Here is a 20771-nt window from a genome sequence, read left to right as displayed (position 1 = left end):
GTTCTGGACAGTCCGCCACTTGAGACGAAGCGGGGCCTTCCGGCCTCTCCGCTCTCCCCTGTGGGGCGAACAGGTAATAAGTTACGCGGGAACGACCGACCCGTCGAATCCGGGCACATCTCGGGCGTGTCGCCGGACCGCAGGCGCGGAATCCTGCGGAAACGTCGACGGCCCGGCGTGACCTTCCAGGTCGTCCGGGCCGAACCGCGGGAACGGTATGACGGTCAGGCGACGAGCGTCCATGTCGACGACGAGGTCATGGCATCCGCGTGTCCCCCGGTGAACTCGATCCCGCCGAAGAACATCGCGCCGATGACCAGAGCGAAGACGAACGCGATCGACAGGAAGAGCACGGCCACGCCGGCGAGGGTGATCAGGAGCGGAAGTCGAGAAGCCATGTCTTCATCCTGCCCTGATCCCCCGCTCGTTCACCAGGGCTTGCGCCCGGAAACGACCGAAGGCCGGCACCTCCGAGGAGGTACCGGCCTTCAGTGCGGGACGGATCAGCGACCGGAGAGCTTCTCGCGAAGCGCAGCCAGCGACTCGTCGTCGGCGAGGGTGCCCTGGGCGGGCGACTCGGACGAGAAGGATCCACCGAACGAACCGGTGTCCGTCGGGTTGGCTGCCTCGGCCTCGAGGGCCTTGGCGACGGCAGCCTTGTGAGCCTCCCAGCGACCCTGGGCAGCGGCGTACTCCTGCTCCCATGCTTCGCGCTGAGTGTCGAAGCCCTCGAGCCACGCACCCGACTCGGGGTCGAAGCCCTCGGGGTACTTGTACTCGCCACGCTCGTCGTACTCGGTGGCCATGCCGTACAGCGCCGGGTCGAACTCGGTGCCGTTGGGGTCGACCGACTCGTTGGCCTGCTTCAGCGACAGCGAGATGCGGCGACGCTCGAGATCGATGTCGATGATCTTGACGAAGACCTCTTCGCCGACCGACACGACCTGCTCGGCGAGCTCGACGTGCTTACCCGACAGCTCGGAGATGTGCACGAGGCCCTCGATGCCGTCGGCCACGCGGACGAACGCACCGAACGGAACGAGCTTGGTGACCTTGCCCGGAGCGATCTGGCCGATCGCGTGGGTACGGGCGAACACCTGCCACGGGTCTTCCTGCGTCGCCTTGAGCGAGAGCGACACGCGCTCGCGGTCGAGGTCGACCTCGAGGATCTCGACGGTGACCTCCTGGCCCACCTCGACGACCTCGGAGGCGTGCTCGATGTGCTTCCAGGAGAGCTCGGAGACGTGGACGAGACCGTCGACGCCACCCAGGTCGACGAACGCACCGAAGTTGACGATCGACGAGACCGTGCCCTTGCGGACCTGGCCCTTGTGGAGGTTGTTGAGGAACGTGGTGCGCGACTCGGACTGCGTCTGCTCGAGCAGGGCGCGGCGCGAAAGCACGACGTTGTTGCGGTTCTTGTCGAGCTCGAGGATCTTCGCCTCGATCTCCTGGCCGAGGTACGGCGTGAGGTCGCGGACGCGGCGCAGCTCGATGAGCGAGGCCGGGAGGAAGCCACGGAGGCCGATGTCGACGATGAGGCCACCCTTGACGACCTCGATCACGGAACCGGTGACAACACCGTCGTTCTCCTTGATCTTCTCGACGTCGCCCCACGCACGCTCGTACTGCGCGCGCTTCTTGGACAGGATGAGGCGGCCTTCCTTGTCCTCCTTCTGGAGAACGAGGGCCTCGACGTGATCGCCGACGTTGACGACCTCGTTGGGGTCGACGTCGTGCTTGATCGAGAGCTCGCGGGAGGGGATGACGCCCTCGGTCTTGTAACCGACGTCGAGGAGGACCTCGTCGCGGTCGATCTTCACCACGGTGCCTTCGATGAGGTCGCCGTCGTTGAAGAACTTGAGCGTCTTCTCGACCGCGGCCAGGAAGTCTTCGGCCGAGCCGATGTCGTTGATCGCGACCTGCTTGATAGCCGGGGCGGTCGTTGCGGTAGTCATGTAGTGGGTTGTCCTAGTTGGGTGTGGTGTCGGGCTCCGACTCCTGTACCCGTCGGTCCGAAGACCGGGGGCCGTCGGGCTGGCGCCGCCCGAGGGCGAACTCCAACCACGAGTCGAAGCGAAGCGGATTGTTTGTGCGATGCCACGGGCCCGCCAGACAGACGAACCCAGATGTGACACCCCAGTCTAACGCACCGCGCCTGGCGCGTGGTCGCGGGCTCCGCGCACCCGCCGTCGGGCACGTCGTACGGGGACACCCGACCCTGGCGACGGTGACGGACGGAGCCTGAGGCACCGGGAGCTTCGGGCGAGCGATTCGCCTCGGATCGGCGCTTTTGTCTGGCCGGTTTGAGGCGGTCTGCCCAGGTGGCGTCCAGAAACACGTGCCAGGCTCCCCGTCTTGTGCCCGCTGAACGCGGGTCGGACGGTGACACCCGCACCGTCCTCCCTCACGTGAAACCGGTTTTATGCGCTCTGACTCGACGCCCCCCACCAATCGTCGTGACCGCCGCCTCGCCGCCCGCCGCACTCGTCGTCGCCCCGTGACGACGGTGGGCACGCTCGTGCTCGGCGTCGTCGCGGCTGCGGCTCTCACCGGCACCGCGCCGGCTGCCACGGCTTCCCCCGCAGACCTGTCCACGGCGACGTTCTCTCTCGCCTCCTCGATCACTCCCACGGTCCTCGCCGCCAGTCCCGGTCCCGAGAAGACCCAGGCGAAGACCGCCGAAACCGCGGCCTCGACCTCGATCCAGGCTGCCGCCGCCGTGCAGAAGGACATCGCGGCATCCGGTCTCGACATCGGCCAGCCCGCCACGGTCGACACCACCGCTTTGCAGCACGCGACGGATCGTCTGGAGGCGGCGTCCGCGCTTCCCGAGACCTTCCTTCCCGCCCTCGCCCACGACGTCACCGCGGCCACCGCCTCGGTCGACCAGCGCGTGGCGGAGCTGCGCGGCGGCCTTGACGCCGCCGTCGCCAAGAAGGCCGAAGAAGAGGCCGCCGAGAAGGCACGACAGGAGGCCGAGGCCGCTGCTGCCGCGAAGGCCGCCGCAGACAAGGCGGCCGCGGAGAAGACCGAGTCGTCGTCGGGCTCCAACAGCGGTGGAGGCGGCGGATCGTCGGCCCCCATTCCCACAGGCGGCGGATCGGGCGACAACAGCGTCGCGGGTGCTCAGGCCGCTGCTCGCGACATGCTCGCCAGCCGCGGCTGGGGCGACGACCAGATGTCGTGCCTCGTGTCGCTGTGGAACAAGGAGTCGGGCTGGAACTACAAGGCCTACAACTCCGGTAGCGGCGCCTACGGCATCCCGCAGGCTCTCCCCGGCAGCAAGATGTCGTCCGCCGGTGCCGACTGGCAGACCAACGCGGCCACCCAGGTGTCGTGGGGCCTCGGGTACATCTCGGGCCGCTACGGCACGCCGTGCGGCGCGTGGGGCCACTCGCAGTCGACCGGCTGGTACTGAGCCCTCAGCTCCACCGCATCATCGAGCGCGCCGCTCCGGAGAACCCTCCGGTGCGGCGCGCTTCTGCGAGCAGCGAGAGGTTCTCGGGACCGTTGAGCTCGTGCAGGACGGCCGGACCCACGTGCACCTGCCAGGCGCCGTGAAAGCGGAGAGCGTCCGCCCGACGACGACCGATCTCGGAAGGCACGGCGACGAACTGCCGCGACCCGGAGCGTCCCGCGCGCTCGAGGACGCCGCGCACCCACCACGGCCCTCCGCCGCGATCGACCTCCAGCACGAAGCGCGGCGTCCGAATCGGACCGCACAGCTCCTCCAGGGCGATCCCGAACGTCCTCTGATCGGCAAGGCTCGCGTCCGCCATCCGGATCTCGGCGCGGGTGCCATCGGCATCCCTCCGCTCTCGCTCCCAGACGGGCACCGCGAGCGGGGACCGGACGCGCCCACTCTCGGACAGCGCCGTCCACACCACACGCGCCATGTTCCGCAGCGTCGCCGCGGCATCCCGAGCCTGCCGACGCGTGCGACGCCACGCGGAGAACAGGGGCACGGCCATGACGGCACCGATCAGGATGCTGACTCCCCCCACCGCGACTCCCGCGACGGGTGGCAGGAAGAACGACAACGCGAGCATCGCCGCCGGCGCTCCCGCCGATACTCCGAGCCACCCGCCGAGGGCACGCTCGGCCCGCACCGACGTCGAGAAGACCGGCGTGCGGGCCGGGCGCTCGACCACCGCGGAGAGCTCCTCGCGATCGTCGTACGGGGAGCCGATGCGCCAGGCGGATCGCGTCTCGTTCCGCGGCGGAACCGAGGTCAGGGCGTCGACACGCTCCAGCGACGCACCGGGGGCCTTCTCGAGCACCTCGTCGAGCGCACGACGACGTTCGCGCCCCAGCGCCGCCGGCAGCCCGCGGACGATGCGGTCGGGGTGGTCGGCGTCGAGTCCCCACAAGCCTGCGTGCTTGCGACGGAGGCGGGCGGCATCCGGTTGCGCGTCGAGGGGCGAGCCGGGCGGCAGAAGCGCCGAGACCGTCCAGTTGTGGGCGACCTTCTCGGGCCAGCTCGGATCGCGTCGCAGCGTACGGCCCCGCAACTGCTGCGTCGCTGACGCCGTCGCCACCGCCGTGAGGTCGATCAGGGTGTTCACCGCCGGGCAGTCCCAGCCTTCGCCGAACAGACCGCGCGTGCCCACGACCACCTCGAGCGAGCCGTCGGCGAGCAGCCGGGAGACGGCACCGACCACACCCGACCCCGTGGTCCCCCGCACCTCGAGGACGGCCACATCGTCGGGGCAGGGCTCCCCCGTCACCGGGACGCCGAGCTCGCGCGTGAGCGCCGGAAGCAGCGTGTCCGCGTGGCGGACGGCGACGCGCACCGTCGAGGACGTGACGAGGATCGCGCGCAGCGCCGAGGTGACGGCATCCGTCGCCACGATCGAGAACGTGCGGACGGCGCCGGCCGAGCCCAGGAGCCCCCCGTGGACGTTGCCGTGGGTGACGTAATCGGTCACGACGAGGGCGCGGAGGCGGTCGCCGAGCTCGGTGCGCTCGCGGGCGAGGATGTCGCACGCTCCCCTGTCCTTCGAGAGGGAGGACGCGAGGACCGTGTCGATCGGGTCGCGGGTGCGCCGCACCCCGCGGTCGGTCAGGGCGAAGCCGAAATCGGCGAGCAGGCGGCGCAGCCGGCGCCAATCGTCGGCGCGCGCGGGGTCGGGGAGAACCCGGTCCAGGGCATATCGACCCAGGAGGCGCAGCGTCTCCTCGGTCGTGGGCGCACGTCGCGCCACGGCGGGAAGACGAGCGGTGAGCGGGTCGTCGGGCGCGACGACGGAGAACATCGCCGCGGCGGCCTCGGCACCGGCGAAGTCGACGGCGAAGGCCGCCGAGAGAGCGGCATCGACCGCGGCATCGGGGTCGGACGACTCGGCGGCGGGCGGCGGGGGCTCGATCTCCGCACCGTCGACCGCGCTCCTCCCCGCGGGAGCGACCGGGGCCGGGGCCGAGACTCCCTCGACGGGCGGTTCGAGGGGATCCGCGGGGGCGGAAGGGGCCGGCGGCTGGAGCACCGCGCGGAGGAACTCTCTCCCGGCGCCCACCGCGAAGGTCGTCCGCAGCGCCTCGGCGAGAGCTTCGGCGTGGGCGGAGAGGAACGCCCTCTCCTCACCCGTCGGTTCGACCACGTGGACGAGGTCGCGGTACGGCGCGAGATCGCCCTCGCGCACGACGGCCGGCACGGGAACCTCGAGATCGACCTCGCCCAGCAACGAGACGTAGTTCTCGTATTCGTTCGCATCCTCGGGCGAAGGAAGTGTGGCCGTGAGTCCGATCACGAGCGGCTCCCGACCCACCGCGCGCGACCGCGCGACGAGCGCCGCGACCACCAGCGCCCAGTGATCGAGGAGGTGGTGGCACTCGTCGAGGACGATGGTCTCGACCCCCGCCTCGACCAGGCGCTCCAACAGCTCGCGCGATCGCGGGTGCAGAGCGGCCGTGAGCGCGGCGGCATCCTGTCTCGCCAGAGTGCGCCGAAGAGCGCGGGAACGAGAGCGGATGCCACGGCCGTACGCCGCGGCATTGCTCTGGCTGAGCGCCTCGAGCCATCCCTCGGCCTGGTCGGGAGTGCGATCGTCGGCGATCAGCTCGTCGACCCAGCGGGCGCGCGCCAGGGCCGCGAAGGGTTCGCTGGAGTCGACCACGCTGATCGCCTGGTACGTCAGGGCGGTGAGGTCGGCGGGGCGGTCGGGGTCGTCCGACACGGCGGCGTCATCGTTCGCCAGCACGCGGGCAGCGCCCACCCACTGCGCCCGGATGGCCGTCGTGGGCGCGAAGACCACGGTGCGGCGCCCCCGGCGTGCGGCGAGGAGGAGCCCGAGCAGAGTCTTCCCGGCACCCGGCGGGGCGACGAGGTGCAGCGGCTCCCCCGCGTCGACGTCGACACGGTCGAGCGCGGCGCGCTGGTAGGCCCGGAGCGTTCCGTCGAATCGCCACGCCGACAGGGGACGGCGTGATTCGGTCGACACCGCGCCAGTCTAGGGAGGGGCCCCCGGCGGGCGGGCGGACCGACACCCGCCGGAGAGGACGACCCGTGGACCTTCGGTGGCTCGACGCTGCCGACGACGACGTGCGGCGGGAGCTGCCGACCACCCCGCCACGGGTGGTGGGCGAACGTGCGCGTGGTCTCGTCGTTCATGGTCGGAACGGCGGTCTCCGGCATCCCGGTGTTCTTCGGCGTCGTCACGCTTCTGGGCATGTTCGACGGGCGCTGAGCCGGGCGGCATCCTTCGCCGTCCCACGCGGCTCCGACCCCGTCAGGCGCCGTTGCGTCGAGCGACCCACCCGGCCAGCAGGGCGTGCGAGAGCGGCGCGATCGACACGACCATGAGGATCGTCCCCAGCACCGCCTGCTCGGACTGCAGCAGCACCCCGCCGATGAGCAGGCCCGTGAACAGCACCGACGACACCACCCGGCGCACCATGCGCTCGAGATCGCGCATGCGCCGTTCGATGCGCGGAGTATGCACCGAGACCGATCCGTCTTCGAACCGCGAGATGAGGTTATCGGCGCGACGCGGGAGGCGCGCGGTCACCGCAGCGACCGCTCCGACCTCGCGGACGAACGCCTGCGCGGTATTGCCGCTCTCTTCGCGGATGAGGCGCTGGGCGTAGGGCTCGACGGCATCCCAGATGTTGAAGGCCGGATCGAGGGCGCTGCACATGCCGCTCGTGAGCGACATCGCGCGCACGATCAGCAGGAAGTTCTCGGGCAACTGGAACGGCAGCGACCGCACGACGTCGCCGAACTCGATCGCGAATGAGCGGAACTCGCGCGGATCGACCTCTTGCAGTTCGGCGAAGCCCATGCCACCGAAGCGTGAGAAGAGCTGCGTCATCGCCCGCTCGAGTTGGATCGTGTCGGCCGAGGGCAGCAGGACGCCCACATCGCGGATGCCGTCGACCAGGCCCTTGCCGTCACGGGAGGCGGCCGCGATGAGCACTCGGCGGAGCCCACGGCGCAGGCTCGGCGGGACTTCTCCCATCATGCCGAAGTCGATGAACGTGAACCGCCAAGCCGGGGTGCCGGCATCCGTCGTCCCGGGAAGGGGGGTGACGAAGACGTTGCCGGGATGCGGGTCGGCGTGGAAGAAGCCGTCGTCGAAGAGCTGGTCGAACATGACCTGCGCGAAACGTGCGGCCACCTCGGCCGGATCGATGCCCGCGGCGCGCAGTGCATCGACGTCGTTGATCTTGATCGCCGTGACGTCCTGCAGGGTCAGGACGCGGCGGGTCGTGCGCTCCCACACGACCTCGGGGACGGCGACACCGCCCTCTCCCCCGAAGTCGGCGGCGAAACGCTCGGAGTTCGCGGCCTCGTGGAGGTAGTCGATCTCTTCGAGGCTCGTGACGGCGAACTCCTCGACGAGCGAGGGCATGTCGACACGGTCGCGCACCAAGGCGACCTTGCTGAGCCACACGCCGACCTTGCGCAGGGCGCGCAGGTCGACATCGACGATGCGGTCGATGCCGGGGCGCTGGATCTTCAGGACCACGGCGCTCAGGCCGGTCTCGGCGGCGAGATCCTCCGTCAGCACGGCGCGGTGCGCCTGGCCCAGCGACGCTGCGGCGAGAGGCCCTTCGTCGACGCTCGCGAAGGCGCGCTCCAGAGGCATGCCGAGCTCTTGTTCTGCGCGGGCGCGCATCTGCGCGAACGGGACCGCGGGCACTTCGTCTTGAAGGCCTTCCAGCTGCTTCGTGATGGAGGGCGGCAGGACGTCGAGGCGCGACGACATGAACTGGCCGACCTTGATCATCAGACCGCCCAGGTCGACCGCCAGCACGTGGAAGCGCTGAGCGATGCGTTCGAGCCGCCGGGTGCGGCCCCGGGCGGAGATCCACCCGAGACCGAACCGCGGCAGAAAGAGCTCGAACCACCAGGCCTGCACCAGATAGCGCGCCGCGAAACGGGTGATCCGCCGGTAGCGGGCTTTCATGAGGGCGTCGTCGGTCATCGGTTCTCCTGGATGCCGACGGGCGTGGAGCCCCCGTCGAGCGGGCGTGACCTCAACCCTGGGCGAGGATGGAGTAGAGCTTACGGCGGGCCTCGTCGAGGATCTCGACGGCTTGCGCCACCTGCTCTTTGTCGCCCGTGCGTGCGACCTGGGCCGCGGCCTGGGCCAGCTCGACGCCCGCCTTGGGGAGCGCCGTCATGCGCCCGCCGTCACGCGAACCGGCCGACTCCCACGGGGCGGTGCGCTCGGTGGTCTCGTCGCCGGCGGCGGCACGGCCTTCGGCGGTGAGCGAATAGGTCTTGCGGCCGCTTGATTCCTCGGCCTCCACGAGACCCTCGTCGGTCAGCAACTGCAGCGTGGGGTAGACCGAGCCCGGGCTCGGCTTCCAGGACCCACCGCTGCGATCCTCGATCTCGCGGATGATCTGGTACCCGTGCATGGGCTGCTCGAGCAGCAACGACAGAACCGCCGAGCGCACGTCGCCCTTGTTCATGCGGGGCGTGGAACTGGTCTTCTGCTCGAACTGCGCGCGCAACTGCTCGAGACCCTCGAGGATGTTGGACATCGGCCAGCCGGGGGTGTTGTTGCCACCGCGTCCGCCGAACGCGTCTCCCAGGAATGAACCACTCATGACGACCTCCTTCGCGCGGACCCGATCTGGGCCAGCGATATATAACGATATATCGCTGAGCGCGATCGGGGGTCGTCTTCGAGGGGATTCTCAGTACCAGTTCATCGCCTGCGAGTGACCCCAGGCGCTGCACGGGGCACCGTAACCGCGCGAGATGTAATCGAGACCCCAGGCGATCTGGGTGGCGGCGTTGGTCTTCCAGTCGGCACCGAACGTCGCCATCTTGCTGCCGGGGAGCGCCTGCGGGATGCCCGTAGCGCCGCCGTCGTTGTTGTAGGCCTGGTAGTTCCAGCCGGACTCCTTGGTCCACAGCGACGACAGGCAGGAGAACTGATCGCTCCCCCACCCGTACTTCTCGGAGGCGAGTTGGGCCGCGTACGCCTTCGCACCCTCGGTGGTGTTGACGCGTGCCAGCGCGGCCGCGGCGTCGGCCTGACGCTGAGCTTCTGCGGCAGCGGCGGCCTCGGCCTGGCGCTGAGCCTCGGCGGCGGCGTCGGCGGCGGCCTTGTCGGCCTTGGCCTGGTCGAGGCTCCCACTGACCTCCGCCACGCGAGCGTTGACGCGCTCCGTCTCGGCCTGGGCGTTCTGACTCAACGCGGGCACGAGCAGCACGGGGAGCAGATCTCGCGAGTTGAGGCGGTCCACGGCATCCTGCAGCGCGCTCGTGTCGATGGACGCGTCGCCGATCGAGAGCGGGAGACCGGTCGCGGCGACGTCGGACTGCACGGTGCTCGCGCTCGAGAGCGCCGTCTGCGCTCCGTCGAGGGCGGCGCTCGCCCCGGTGCTGACGGCGTCCAGGGTGGGCGCCGTCGAGACGGGCACGGACGTGCTGGGAGCGGAGAACGAGGACGCCGACGCGTCGGGGAGCGACAGGGGCGCGGCCATCGCGAGACCGGTCGTGGCGACCGTGCCGAAGGCGAGACCGGCACAGGTCGCCGCCGTGACGAGGGTGCGCCTGGCGCGGTTGACGTGGGTGAGCTTTATATCGGAACGCAGCAAGGGAGATCTTTCGTCGAGGGCGCGCTCGTCGGGATCGAGCACGCTGTCGCGCCGTCGGGTCGGCACGGGCCCCGAGTGTGGGTGCTGGTTCTGGACGTTATCTTTTCGTTACCTGGAAGACCGGTGGGAGCGTAGGGGCCGGGCCGCGGTGGGACACGTCGCCGACGACCGCGATTCCGCGCGACATCCGCGCGAGCCGGAAAGCAGCAGAATTACCCCCCTCACCAGGTGATTCGAGGAAAACGCGCGCGCTACGACGCCGCAACATCGACGGGGCGTCGAGCCCAGTCGGCAAGAGGCCGACCCGACGAGGAAAACTTCTCGCCGAATCGGCCTCTTTGCGAAGGCTCTCGCCCACGCAGAGCGTTTTGCGGACTAGCCGCGGTGAGCCCGGTAGTAGTCGAGGAGCGCTCGGGTCGAGGAGTCCTGCGCGGCCAGGGCCTCGTCGTCGCCCTCGATCGCGGGGGCGATCTGGAGGGCGAGCTGCTTGCCGAGTTCGACACCCCACTGGTCGAAGGAGTTGATGCCCCAGATCGTGCCCTGAGTGAAGGTGATGTGCTCGTAGAGCGCGATCAGTTGTCCGAGCACGGAGGGGGTGAGGGAAGGAGCGAAGATCGAGGTCGTCGGGCGGTTGCCCGGGAACGTGCGGGCTGCGACGAGTGCTCCCCGGGTTCCCTCTGCCTCCACCTCTTCGGCGGTCTTGCCGAAGGCCAGCGCCTTGGTCTGCGCGAGGAAGTTCGCCAGGAAGAGACCGTGCACATCGCGACCGTCATCGGCACGGGGGTAGGCCGGGTTTACGAAGGCGATGAAATCCGCGGGGATGAGCCGCGTGCCCTGGTGGATGAGCTGGTAGAAGGCGTGCTGGCCGTTCGTGCCGGGCTCGCCCCAGAACACCTCGCCGGTGTCCGTGGTGACGGGCGTGCCATCCCACCGGACGGACTTGCCGTTGGACTCCATCGTGAGCTGCTGCAGGTACGCCGCGAAGCGGTGCAGCTGCTGCGCGTAGGGCAGCACCGCATGCGACTGCGCGCCCAGGAAGTTCGTGTACCAGACGTTCAGGAGCCCCATGAGGATGGGCACGTTCTGCTCGATCGGGGTGGATGCCACGTGCTCGTCGACCGTGTGGAAACCGGCGAGCAACTCGCGGAAGACGTCGGGACCGAGGGCGACCGCGAGCGACAGCCCGATCGCGGAATCCACGGAGTAACGTCCCCCCACCCAGTCCCAGAACCCGAAGGCGTTGGCGGTGTCGATGCCGAACGCCGAGACCTTGTCGAGGGCGGTGGAGACCGCGACGAAATGGTGGGCCACGGCGTCGGTGCGCGCGGCATCCGAATCGTCGATCGCGCCCTTCTCGGCGAGCTGTGCCCAGAGCCAGTCGCGCGCGAGGCGGGCGTTGGTGAGGGTCTCGAGGGTGGTGAACGTCTTCGACGCGACGACGAAGAGTGTCGTCTCGGGGTCGAGGTCTGCGGTCTTCTGCGCGATGTCGGTGGGGTCGATGTTCGACACGAACCGCGCGTGGATACCGGCGTCGGCGTAGGGAAGGAGAGCCTCGTAGACCATGACCGGTCCGAGGTCGCTGCCACCGATGCCGATGTTGACCACGGTCGTCACCTTCTTACCGGTGACCCCGCGCCATTCGCCCGAGCGCACGCGGTCGGCGAAAGAGCTCAGGCGGTCGAGGACCTCGTGCACGTCGTGGTCGATCTGCTGGCCGTCGACCACGAGGGCGGGCTCGGCGCCGGCGGGACGACGCAGAGCGGTGTGCAGCACGGCGCGGTCCTCGCTGGTGTTTAGGTGCGCGCCGCGGAGCATGTCGGCGAAACGCCCGCGCACACCGGTCTCGTCGGCGAGCGCGACGAGGGCGTCGAGGATCTCCGGGGTGACGAGGTTCTTCGACAGGTCGACGTGGAGATCGCCGACCGTGCGGGTGAGGTCGCGAGTGCGGTCGGCGTCGGAGGCGAACCAGCCGCGCAGATCGGGGGTGAAGCCCTCGCGCAGGGCGCTGAGGCGGGACCAGGCGGAGGTGGTGGTGGGGTCGATAGGCGCAGTCACGGGTTCCACGCTAGCGACCCGCGTCCTTCGCCACGCCGCGGATGACGAAGTACACCGGAAGGGCTACGGGCGACGCACGCCCGAGGAACGTCCTCCGCCGCCGGCGATCGCCTCGGGCAGCGCGATCACTCTCGAGTGATCCCACGGCTCCGTCCACTCGAGAAGATCGAAGAGGCCGTCGAGCAGCATCGCCGTGAACCCCCAGACCGTCTGCGGGCCGCGGGCCGTCTGCAGTGAGAAGGCGGGCCCGCGCCACTCCCGTCCGTCACGCCGGACGACGGTCACCCCACGACGCGCAGGGTCGAGCAGGTCGGCCACGGGGGCTCGGAAGACCGCGGCGGACTCCGCTTCGTCGACGGCGCGGACCGGCGTCGGTCGGACCCACCAGCCGATGACCGGGGTCACCTCGTGCCGAGAGAACGCCAGCGGCACCGGATCGAGCGTCCCCAGCACCTCGACGCCGTGCGGATCGAGCCCGGTCTCCTCGCGGGCTTCACGGAGCGCCGCTGCCACGGCATCCCGATCTCCGGGATCCACCCGACCACCGGGAAAGGCGACCTGACCGGGGTGGGCGCGCAGGGTGCTCGCCCGCGCCAACAGGAGGACGTCGAGATCGCTGGGCACGTTCACCGCCTCGCGAGAGCTCGGGATGCCGTCGAGGACCCCGAACAGGATGAGCACCGCCGCGGCGCGGGCCTCACCCTCGACCGGGACCGCCCGCAGGGCCGGCGAGACGTCGCCGAGCCCCCGGGCGAGGAGGTCTTCGAGTTGGGCGCGGGGAGACGGCATGGATCGAGGCTAGCCGCGGCCTCTGCTCAGCGGGTTCTTAGCGCGGCCCGTTGCAGGCGAAGCCGTCACCGTCGCCATCGAGCTTGTAGACGTCGGCACCGACGACCCGGGCGACACCGTCGAAGTAGGACGGGCCGTTGCCCTTCCCACCCGCGCAGTCGACGTCGGAATCGATGGGCACGCACGCGTCGGCGTAGTTCGGGTCACAGCCCTCGCCGCCGGATGCCGCTTCGACCGGCGCGGGCGGAGGGGGTGCGACGTACGTTCCTCGCGAGGTGACCTCCGCGACCGGCGCGCGACCGACGGATTCGCTGAGCAGAACGCGCTCGGACTCGACCCCGTCGATCGTCGTCACGCGGTAGACCGAGACCTTCTCGCCATCGACGCCCGCCGTCGACACGCGTGACTCTCCCGACGGCAGGGAACCGTCGTCCACCGTCGTCCGTTCGAAGGGCAGGGCGGACGTGACGGTCTGCTCCGACACCGCGACGACGGGTGTCGGCGACGGCGTCTCGGTGGGCGACGACGCCACGAGGCGTCGCGCGTCGCCGGTGGCCGCCGGCTCGGCGGATGAGACGGAAGAAGAGCATCCCGCCGCGAGCAGCACGGTCACGACGACCGCCGTCACCCCCAGGGCGACGTGCCGGGGTCGGTGGGCGCGCAGGCGCGCAGAGATTCGATCGTTCGCAACGGTCATCGTGGTGTTCCCCCCAGAACAGGAGCGCGGCGTCTTCGCCATGCTGATGCTCAGCAGACCAGATCGGAGGCGCCGAGGCAACCACGACTTTCACGCGCCAGCCGCGTCAGGGTCAGCGGCCGCCGGGCATCGCCCCCGCGGCCGCCGTCGTCGTGGTGTCGACGCGAACCGTGAGGGCGACCGTCCACCCCGTGGCGTTGTCTCCGGTCGTCGTGGCCAGTTCGAGCACTCCCCCGTCGTCGCCGAAGACGTTGTCGCTCTCGAGGGAGACGCGGGAGAGGTTGGATGCCGAGGAGGTGTAGGCCGCGTCGGCGTAGACGACGTCGCAGGTCGCGGCGGGCAGGGCCACCTGCGACGTCGCGATGGCGTTGGCGGCGTCGGTGATGGCGTCCGCGTTCGGATACACCTCGAAGTGGATGTGGGGCCAACGCCCGTCGTAACAGGCGGGGAAGATCGAGGTGAAGGAGACGACTCCGTCGGCGCCGACGACCTGAACCCCCCGCAGGTAGGTCTCGTTCTGGATGCCGGACGAGTACATGGAGTATCTTCCCTCGGCGTCGCAGTGCCAGACGTACACCGCAGCCCCGGCGAGGGGGACGTCGCCGTTGGCCATGTCGAGGATGGTGAGGTCGAGCGTCATGGGCACGCCCGCCGCGGTCGCCCCGCCGTCCAGGCTCGAGCGCAGGTCGCTGCGCACGACCCCTGACCTTTCGAGGATGTCCGCGCCGTTCGAGCCGTCACCCGGGTAGGGGCCCGCCGTCTCTTGCGGGATCTCCCCCGCGGGCAGCGCGACAGCCGGTGCGGTCGTCGAGGTGCTCGGGGACGGCGCGCTCAGGGCGGTCGCGCTGGGGCTCGCGGTGGCCGCGGTGCCGGTGGGCGCGCACGCCGCGAGGGTCGCCGTTCCCGCTCCGACGGCGAACAGTCCCAGGAGACGACGGCGGGATACAAGCGTGCGGATGTCGAAGGGCGCACCCTGGTCGACGACCGGCTCGTCGACTCGGTCGAGCAAGCGGCCCTCGAAGGCGGGACCTTCCGGGGTCATCTGGGTGTCGGGGATGCGGCTCATGGTCGGTTCTCCAAGGTTGAGGCGGGCGTTCCCCCGAGGATGGGGAACGCGGCCTGCCCCCGCCCTCACCGATCCTGTGCGCCGCCTGTGACATGGCATCCCCCGTCGGAAAGACCCGCCCCTCACCGGACACGCGCGTGTGAGGATGAGGAAGGGAGGTGCGCGATGACCGGAGTGCTGCACGCGGTGACCCTCGTCGTGAACATGCCGATCACCAAGATCGACGCGCTCGACGCGATCGCCTTCGCCGCCGACGGCGGGGTCGAAGATGCGGGTACCGCCCGCCCCCGCGTCTGGCTCGCCCCGCACGCGTGGGCCGAGGTCGAGATCCCGAAGTTCGCGGATCCCCCGCCGTTCGCCATCGACATCTACTCCGACGTCTCGGGGCAGGTCGCGTGGGCGCAGGCCCGGCGTCTGCACGACGCTCTCGAGCGCTTCGGTTGGAACGTCTCGCCGCCGCGGGCGGGCGTCCGGTAGGCGAGGCCGACGCGCGGCTAGTTTGCCGTGGGCGTACTGAAGAGGTTCACGACGTTGCCGTCGGGGTCGCGGACGAGTGCGGACCGGTTGCCCCACGGCATCGTGGTCGGTTCGAGAACGACATCGTCATCGGTCCGTCGCAGTCTCGCGAACTCGGCGTCGACGTCGGCGACTTCGAACTCGATGAGCACGGATCGATTCGTCGCGGGGACCACAGCACCGCCGAGCGTCGCGACGGTGGCGCTGCTCGCGATCGCGAGGTTCACGCCGGAGCCTCGGAACTGCGCGAAGACGGGGGCGGGGCGTTCGGCCGACTGGCCGGTGACCCGCTCGTAGAAGGCGACGAGAGCGTCGAGGTCGTCGGTGACGATACGGGTGGAGGCAAACGGCATGGCGTTCCTTCGATGGGGTCGACGAGATGAGAGCACCAGCCTCGCGGAGCCTCGCGACACCGTCCTGTCGGTGTTTCGCGAAATCCTCCGACGAGTTTCAGCCCTCGACCACCGACCGCAAGCGCCCGTAGGGGATCGCGAGGTCCGCGGCACGCAGGGCTCGTTGCGGGGGTCGCTCTCGCGTCACCTCGATCGACAGCATCCGGTCTCCTCGAAACGCCCGTACCCCGTCGCGCAGGCGGCACCACGCGATGAGGTACCACCGCCCGTCCTTGCCGATCGATCCCAACGGTTCGAGGTCTCGGGTGGATTCTGCGCCGCTGGCGTCCTGGTATCGAAGGCGAACGACACGGTCCGCACGAAGGGCCGCGGCGAACTCGGACGGTACGACAGCGTCATCCTCACTCTCGAGCAGATGCACGCGCGAAGCGAGCGCGCTGGCACGCGCCGCATCTTCTTCCGGCATGACCGCCAGCAGCTTTCGCATCGCCGTCCGGGCCGAATGCCGGACCGGACTGTGGCGAAGGGTGCCGAGCCCGATCAGCACCGAGAGGGCCTCGTCGAGCGTGAACCCCGCCGGTCCCAGCGTCGCCGACGCGTCGATCACGTACCCGCCGGTGCGGCCCGGCTCCGCCCAGATGGGCAGCCCCGACTGCTGCAGCGCCGCGAGGTCTCTTTCGATGGTCCGAACCGATACCTCGAACCTCTCCGCGAGACGGCGAGCGCTTCGCGGCCGCGGCGAGACGGCCCGAAGCTCCTCCACGAGGCCGTAGAGGCGATCGGTACGATTCACTGCCCCATCATGCGTCACGTCTCCCGCAGGACGACAATGCGGGCGGGTGATCACGGGGATCAGCCGTCGAGACCCACCAGCACCTCGCTGCGCTCCCACAGCTGCCGAGCGAGAACGGGGTCGTCCGCCAAGCGGCTGGTCTTCGCCTGTTTGTTGTTGGAGTAGAAGCCGCCGGGGGCCCAGTCCACGCCGGGCTTTCCGAGGGCGAGCCACGTCAGACGCGCACCGCCGACCGACGTCGAGGTCATCAGACGTTGGGCGAGCGGACCGCCGTAGAGGAACTTCCACGGCCCATCGCTGGTGGAGCCGAAGTTCGAGGCGATGACGCCCGGATGAAAGGCCACCGCCGACAGCCCCGCATCGCCGAAGCGACGGTTCAGCTCCTTCGTGAACAGTACGTTCGCGAGCTTCGCGTTGCCGTAGGCCGCGGTCGAGGAGTACCGGTGCTCGCCCTGCAGGTCGTCGACGTCGAACCGCGGGAACAGCTTCGCCGCGGCGCTCGAGGTCTGGATCACCGACGCCCGCGACTCCACGAGCCGCTCGCGCAGAAGATTCGTGAGCAGGAACGGCGCGAGGTGGTTCACCTGGAAGGTCATCTCGTACCCGTCTTTGGTGAGCGTGCGCTGCCCGAACACCCCGCCGGCGTTGTTCGCGAGGACGTCGATGCGCGGATAGCGCTCGAGGAGGGATGCCGCGAGCTCGCGCACCTGAGACAGCTCGCTGAAGTCCGCGACGAGCGACTCCACCCCGAGCGTTCGGGCCACTCGCGCGGTCTTCTCGGGGTTGCGCCCCACCACGACCACCTCTTCGCCGAGCTGGGCGAGCTGTTTCGCGGACGCGGCGCCGATGCCGTCGCTGGCTCCGGTGATGACGATCGTGCGGGTCATGCGTACCTCCTGGTCGATGGCGCCACGTTAATGCGGGCACCGATGAGAACCGCGGGGCTTGCCCTCGGCATCCGGGGTCGATGAGAACTCACAGCCCGCTCCCAGCCCCGCGGGACCAAAACCGGCGGGCCTCGCGTTCTTACCCATGACGCTCGACACAGGGCGTCATGACGAAGGGATACGCACCGTGAGCACGGAGTACCGGAAGACGTCGGAGGCGCTCAGCCGCCTCACCGACCGCCAGTTCGCCGTCACGCAGGACGACGCGACCGAACCGCCGTTCCGCAACGAGTACTGGGACAACCACGAGGACGGCATCTACGTCGATGTCGTATCGGGACAGCCGCTGTTCTCCTCGACCGACAAGTTCGAAAGCGGCTCGGGCTGGCCGAGCTTCACCAAGCCCATCGACGACGCCGCCGTCGTGAACAAGACCGACCGATCGCTCTGGATGACCCGCACAGAGGTGCGCTCCGCCGGCGCCGACAGCCACCTCGGGCACCTGTTCGACGACGGCCCCCGCGACGCCGGTGGACTGAGATACTGCATGAACTCGGCGGCGATGCGCTTCGTGCCCGTCAGCGAGCTCGAGGCGCAGGGCTACGGCGCGTACCTTCCCCTGTTCCGCGAGAGCCGGGCCTCATGAACCTCTTCCCCTTCCGCAACCGCAAAAGGAGCATCATCATGACCAGCGGACCTTCCGACACCGGCGAGATCACCCGTCGTCCCGGCACCGAGACCGCCGTCCTCGCGGGCGGCTGCTTCTGGGGGGTCGAGGACCTCATCCGTCGCCAGCCCGGTGTGCTCGACACGCGCGTCGGCTACACCGGAGGTCAGAACGACCACGCGACCTACCGCAACCACCCCGGTCACGCCGAGGCCGTCGAGATCGTCTTCGACCCGACGCAGACGTCGTACCGCGACATCCTGGCGTTCTTCTTCCAGATCCACGATCCGTCGACCCTGAACCGTCAGGGCAACGACGTCGGCACGAGCTACCGCTCGGCGATCTTCCCGCTCTCGCCCGAGCAGGAGAAGGTCGCGCGCGACACGATCGCCGACGTCGACGCGTCGGGCATCTGGCCCGCCAAGGCCGTCACCACGATCGAGCCCGAGGCGCCCTTCTGGGAGGCCGAGCCCGAGCACCAGGACTACCTGATCCGCATCCCGAACGGGTACACGTGCCACTTCGTACGCCCCGGTTGGGTGCTGCCCAAGCGCGAGCAAGCCTCCGCGTAAGCGACGAGCGAGGGCCCGGATGCCATGGCATCCGGGCCCTCTGTCGTGTCACGTGACTGCTCGGCTGCGTCTCTCGATCAGCACGGTGTCGCGCCACATGCCGGCAGCGTCGCGGCCGATGCGCTCGCGAACCCCGATGGTGCGGAAACCGTGGCGCGCGTGCAGGGCGAGCGAGGCGTGATTGTCGGCAAAGATCGACGACTGAATCGTCCAGACACCGGCGGCCTCCGTCGAGGCGATGAGAGCCTCGAGCAGCAGGTGACCGATCCCCCGACCGCGGGCGTCGGCCTCGACGTAGACCGAGTGCTCCACGACCCCGCGGTAGACGGGGCGTGCCGACACGGCGGAGACGGCCGCCCAACCGACGACCCGGTCGTCGACGACCGCGACGACGCGATGCGCGACCACCTTGCCCTCGTCGAACTCGCCCCACGTCGCCGGGGGCGCCGTCTCGAACGTCGCGTGGCCGGTCGCGATGCCCTCCGCGTAGATGCGGTGGACCTCCGGCCAATCGTCCGCGGCGAGCGGGCGCAGCGACGCGCTCACGCGCAGCAGGACCCCGCGTCGGTCGTGCACACGCCCGTCTCGGGCAGCACGAGATCGACCTGCCGTGCCGCCACCCGGTCGCCGGCGATTTCCGCCGCGATCGAGCGCACCTGCTCGTATCCGGTGAGCAGAAGGAAGGTGGGCGCCCGCCCGTACGACTTCATGCCCGCGAGGAAGAAGTCGGGCTCGGGGTGCGTCAGTTCGGCGACCCCGTGCGGCGGCACGGAGCCGCACGAATGCAGATTCGGGTCGATGAGCGGGGCGAGCGCGCGCGGTGCCTCGACGATCTCGTCGAGCCCCACGCGGATCTCGCGCAGCATCGTCAGGTCGGGACGGAATCCCGTGGCGTTGACGATCACGTCGACCTCGAGGGCGAACGGCTCTCCCGACCGCCGCCCCGTCACCCGCACGCCGTCGTCGACGACACGCACGTCGTCGATCTCGAACAAGACCAGCTGCTCGACCCGGCCGTCGGCAACGAGCCGGTGGGCCGCCCCGCCGAGGCGTCCACGCGCGGCGAGGTCGTCGGCGGCGTCGGCGGCCAGGCGTGCGGTGCCGTCGTTGCGCACCGCCCACGACACACGCGTCGCCGGATCCTCCTCGGCGAGAGCGGCGAGGGCGATCAGGGTGTTCGCCGCCGAGTGCCCCGCACCGACGACGAGCACGCGCCGACCGGCGAAGCGATCGCGGTCGCGTCCGCGCACATCGGGGAGCGCCGTCGTCACGCGATCACCGAGGTCGTCGTGCGCGAGACCCGACGACAGCAGCGACCGCGGCGAGCTCGTGGTGCCCGAGGTGTCGATGACGGCGCGAGCCGTGGCATCCGTCGTCTGCTCGGCCGTGCGCAGTCGCAGCACGAAAGGAGTGGCCGCCCGACCCACCGACCGCGTGCGGTCCATGCCCTGGCGGGCCACGGCCTCGACGCGCGTGCCGTACCGGATGACGGATGCCAGGGCGGCGGTGCGCGCGAGGGGTTCGAGGTAGCCGTCGACCAGCTCGTCTCCGGTGGGGAGTCCCTCGGCATCCGGGGCGGTCCACCCCTCGGCCTCGAGCAGGCGACGCGCGGCGGCGTCGACGACGTAGCGCCATGGCGAGAAGAGACGGGTGTGCCCCCACGCGCGAACGGCCGCGCCGGCGGTGTCGCCCGCTTCGAAGACCACGACCGGCAGCCCGCGTTCGATGAGGTGCGCGGCGGCAGCCAGGCCGACGGGGCCGGCTCCGATGATCGCGACGGGCAGACCCGCGCGGCGATCGGCCTCGAGCCGCGGCGGGACCGTGAGGGTCAGGCTCATGCGTCGACCCCGAGCTCGCGCAGCAGCGTGGTCACCCGCGCCTTGATGTCGTCGCGGATGGGGCGTACCTCGTCGAGACCCTTGCCGGCCGGGTCGGTCAGCTCCCAGTCCTCGTAGCGCTTGCCGGGGAATATCGGGCACGCGTCTCCGCAGCCCATCGTGATGACGGCGTCGGACGCACGCACGTCGTCGGTGAGCAGCAGCTGCGGTACCTCGGAGCTGATGTCGATCCCCTCTTCGGCCATCGCGGCCACCGCCATGGGGTTGAGGGCCTCGCCGGGGGCGCTGCCACCGGACAGCACGCGCACGCGGTCGCCGCCCAGGGTGCGGGCGTAGCCCGCGGCCATCTGCGAGCGGCCGGCGTTGTGCACGCAGACGAAGAGGATCGTGGCGGTGTCGGACATGGTGCTTCCTTCGGGTCGGGTCGAACGGGAACAGCATGACGCAACACATCGACGTTCGTCAATATTGACGTTCATCGA

Annotated in this window: 20 protein-coding genes; 4 read left to right on the top strand and 16 right to left on the bottom strand. The window is 70.0% G+C overall.

Annotated features, from left to right (window positions below; all coding sequences use genetic code 11):
- Window positions 1–224: 224 nt before the first annotated feature.
- Window positions 225–398: a hypothetical protein gene (locus tag AB6V29_RS15140; RefSeq protein WP_307316423.1), complete on the bottom strand. Its 174-nt coding sequence runs from the start codon at window positions 396–398 to the stop codon at window positions 225–227.
- Window positions 399–503: 105 nt separating this feature from the next.
- Complete coding sequence (gene rpsA, locus AB6V29_RS15135; RefSeq protein WP_058622362.1) at window positions 504–1958, bottom strand: 30S ribosomal protein S1; 1455 nt, start codon at window positions 1956–1958, stop codon at window positions 504–506.
- A gap of 467 nt (window positions 1959–2425) precedes the next feature.
- Here rpsA and AB6V29_RS15130 point away from each other — a divergent pair, with 467 nt between their 5' ends.
- Window positions 2426–3421: a lytic transglycosylase domain-containing protein gene (locus AB6V29_RS15130; protein ID WP_369359642.1), complete on the top strand. Its 996-nt coding sequence runs from the start codon at window positions 2426–2428 to the stop codon at window positions 3419–3421.
- A 4-nt stretch (window positions 3422–3425) separates the two neighbouring features.
- Here the strand turns inward: AB6V29_RS15130 and AB6V29_RS15125 are convergent, their stop codons facing one another.
- From AB6V29_RS15125 to AB6V29_RS15090, 8 genes are all read right to left on the bottom strand, one after another.
- Entirely contained in the window at window positions 3426–6440 is a 3015-nt protein-coding gene (locus AB6V29_RS15125) for a hypothetical protein (RefSeq protein ID WP_369359640.1), read from the bottom strand.
- Window positions 6441–6728: 288 nt separating this feature from the next.
- Window positions 6729–8426, bottom strand: a complete 1698-nt coding sequence (locus AB6V29_RS15120; protein WP_369359638.1) for an ABC1 kinase family protein — start codon at window positions 8424–8426, stop codon at window positions 6729–6731.
- Between the two features lie 52 nt (window positions 8427–8478).
- Window positions 8479–9057 (bottom strand): PadR family transcriptional regulator, encoded by a 579-nt coding sequence (locus tag AB6V29_RS15115; RefSeq protein ID WP_369359636.1) that lies wholly within the window; start codon window positions 9055–9057, stop codon window positions 8479–8481.
- A gap of 90 nt (window positions 9058–9147) precedes the next feature.
- The gene (locus AB6V29_RS15110) at window positions 9148–10122 is read right to left on the bottom strand and encodes a phospholipase (protein ID WP_369359634.1); all 975 of its coding nucleotides are present in this window, start codon (window positions 10120–10122) and stop codon (window positions 9148–9150) included.
- Window positions 10123–10431: 309 nt separating this feature from the next.
- A complete protein-coding gene (pgi, locus tag AB6V29_RS15105; RefSeq protein WP_369359632.1) occupies window positions 10432–12111 on the bottom strand; it encodes a glucose-6-phosphate isomerase in 1680 nt (559 codons plus the stop codon).
- Between the two features lie 63 nt (window positions 12112–12174).
- Window positions 12175–12900, bottom strand: coding sequence for a CoA pyrophosphatase (locus tag AB6V29_RS15100; protein ID WP_369359630.1), 726 nt, complete (start codon window positions 12898–12900; stop codon window positions 12175–12177).
- Between the two features lie 37 nt (window positions 12901–12937).
- Complete coding sequence (locus AB6V29_RS15095; RefSeq protein ID WP_267786811.1) at window positions 12938–13597, bottom strand: G5 domain-containing protein; 660 nt, start codon at window positions 13595–13597, stop codon at window positions 12938–12940.
- A 112-nt stretch (window positions 13598–13709) separates the two neighbouring features.
- A complete protein-coding gene (locus tag AB6V29_RS15090) occupies window positions 13710–14663 on the bottom strand; it encodes an intradiol ring-cleavage dioxygenase (protein ID WP_369359628.1) in 954 nt (317 codons plus the stop codon).
- 165 nt (window positions 14664–14828) lie between these two features.
- Here AB6V29_RS15090 and AB6V29_RS15085 point away from each other — a divergent pair, with 165 nt between their 5' ends.
- On the top strand, window positions 14829–15140 hold the full coding sequence (locus tag AB6V29_RS15085; RefSeq protein ID WP_369359626.1) for a hypothetical protein: 312 nt from the start codon (window positions 14829–14831) through the stop codon (window positions 15138–15140).
- 17 nt (window positions 15141–15157) lie between these two features.
- Here AB6V29_RS15085 and AB6V29_RS15080 read toward each other — a convergent pair whose 3' ends face one another.
- The 3 genes from AB6V29_RS15080 to AB6V29_RS15070 form a co-directional block, all read right to left on the bottom strand.
- The gene (locus AB6V29_RS15080) at window positions 15158–15532 is read right to left on the bottom strand and encodes a VOC family protein (RefSeq protein ID WP_369359624.1); all 375 of its coding nucleotides are present in this window, start codon (window positions 15530–15532) and stop codon (window positions 15158–15160) included.
- Window positions 15533–15629: 97 nt separating this feature from the next.
- Entirely contained in the window at window positions 15630–16325 is a 696-nt protein-coding gene (locus AB6V29_RS15075; RefSeq protein ID WP_369359622.1) for a helix-turn-helix transcriptional regulator, read from the bottom strand.
- 59 nt (window positions 16326–16384) lie between these two features.
- Window positions 16385–17212: an SDR family NAD(P)-dependent oxidoreductase gene (locus AB6V29_RS15070; protein ID WP_369359620.1), complete on the bottom strand. Its 828-nt coding sequence runs from the start codon at window positions 17210–17212 to the stop codon at window positions 16385–16387.
- Between the two features lie 187 nt (window positions 17213–17399).
- Here AB6V29_RS15070 and msrB point away from each other — a divergent pair, with 187 nt between their 5' ends.
- Window positions 17400–17858 (top strand): peptide-methionine (R)-S-oxide reductase MsrB, encoded by a 459-nt coding sequence (msrB, locus tag AB6V29_RS15065; protein WP_144781908.1) that lies wholly within the window; start codon window positions 17400–17402, stop codon window positions 17856–17858.
- 38 nt (window positions 17859–17896) lie between these two features.
- The gene (gene msrA, locus AB6V29_RS15060; protein ID WP_210113123.1) at window positions 17897–18451 is read left to right on the top strand and encodes a peptide-methionine (S)-S-oxide reductase MsrA; all 555 of its coding nucleotides are present in this window, start codon (window positions 17897–17899) and stop codon (window positions 18449–18451) included.
- 48 nt (window positions 18452–18499) lie between these two features.
- Here the strand turns inward: msrA and AB6V29_RS15055 are convergent, their stop codons facing one another.
- The 3 genes from AB6V29_RS15055 to AB6V29_RS15045 are packed head-to-tail and all read right to left on the bottom strand — an operon-like array spanning window position 18500 to window position 20693.
- Complete coding sequence (locus AB6V29_RS15055) at window positions 18500–19027, bottom strand: N-acetyltransferase family protein (RefSeq protein ID WP_369359617.1); 528 nt, start codon at window positions 19025–19027, stop codon at window positions 18500–18502.
- Window positions 18994–20289 (bottom strand): FAD-dependent oxidoreductase, encoded by a 1296-nt coding sequence (locus tag AB6V29_RS15050; protein WP_369359615.1) that lies wholly within the window; start codon window positions 20287–20289, stop codon window positions 18994–18996. The genes AB6V29_RS15055 and AB6V29_RS15050 overlap by 34 nt, the downstream gene beginning before the upstream one ends.
- A complete protein-coding gene (locus AB6V29_RS15045) occupies window positions 20286–20693 on the bottom strand; it encodes an arsenate reductase ArsC (protein WP_369359614.1) in 408 nt (135 codons plus the stop codon). The genes AB6V29_RS15050 and AB6V29_RS15045 overlap by 4 nt, the downstream gene beginning before the upstream one ends.
- Window positions 20694–20771: the final 78 nt, after the last annotated feature.

This window comes from Microbacterium sp. 20-116, assembly GCF_041079415.1.
GTDB lineage: Bacteria > Actinomycetota > Actinomycetes > Actinomycetales > Microbacteriaceae > Microbacterium.
This window is presented reverse-complemented; position numbering and strand designations above follow the sequence as displayed.

What these genes read in the sequence shown, in the direction of transcription:
- AB6V29_RS15140 (WP_307316423.1), bottom strand. Translation starts at nt 398, where the DNA reads ATGGCTTCTCGACTTCCGCTCCTGATCACCCTCGCCGGCGTGGCCGTG.
- rpsA (WP_058622362.1), bottom strand. Translation starts at nt 1,958, where the DNA reads ATGACTACCGCAACGACCGCCCCGGCTATCAAGCAGGTCGCGATCAAC.
- AB6V29_RS15130 (WP_369359642.1), top strand. Translation starts at nt 2,426, where the DNA reads ATGCGCTCTGACTCGACGCCCCCCACCAATCGTCGTGACCGCCGCCTC.
- AB6V29_RS15120 (WP_369359638.1), bottom strand. Translation starts at nt 8,426, where the DNA reads ATGACCGACGACGCCCTCATGAAAGCCCGCTACCGGCGGATCACCCGT.
- AB6V29_RS15115 (WP_369359636.1), bottom strand. Translation starts at nt 9,057, where the DNA reads ATGAGTGGTTCATTCCTGGGAGACGCGTTCGGCGGACGCGGTGGCAAC.
- AB6V29_RS15100 (WP_369359630.1), bottom strand. Translation starts at nt 12,900, where the DNA reads ATGCCGTCTCCCCGCGCCCAACTCGAAGACCTCCTCGCCCGGGGGCTC.
- AB6V29_RS15095 (WP_267786811.1), bottom strand. Translation starts at nt 13,597, where the DNA reads ATGACCGTTGCGAACGATCGAATCTCTGCGCGCCTGCGCGCCCACCGA.
- AB6V29_RS15090 (WP_369359628.1), bottom strand. Translation starts at nt 14,663, where the DNA reads ATGAGCCGCATCCCCGACACCCAGATGACCCCGGAAGGTCCCGCCTTC.
- AB6V29_RS15085 (WP_369359626.1), top strand. Translation starts at nt 14,829, where the DNA reads ATGACCGGAGTGCTGCACGCGGTGACCCTCGTCGTGAACATGCCGATC.
- AB6V29_RS15080 (WP_369359624.1), bottom strand. Translation starts at nt 15,532, where the DNA reads ATGCCGTTTGCCTCCACCCGTATCGTCACCGACGACCTCGACGCTCTC.
- AB6V29_RS15070 (WP_369359620.1), bottom strand. Translation starts at nt 17,212, where the DNA reads ATGACCCGCACGATCGTCATCACCGGAGCCAGCGACGGCATCGGCGCC.
- msrA (WP_210113123.1), top strand. Translation starts at nt 17,897, where the DNA reads ATGACCAGCGGACCTTCCGACACCGGCGAGATCACCCGTCGTCCCGGC.
- AB6V29_RS15050 (WP_369359615.1), bottom strand. Translation starts at nt 20,289, where the DNA reads ATGAGCCTGACCCTCACGGTCCCGCCGCGGCTCGAGGCCGATCGCCGC.
- AB6V29_RS15045 (WP_369359614.1), bottom strand. Translation starts at nt 20,693, where the DNA reads ATGTCCGACACCGCCACGATCCTCTTCGTCTGCGTGCACAACGCCGGC.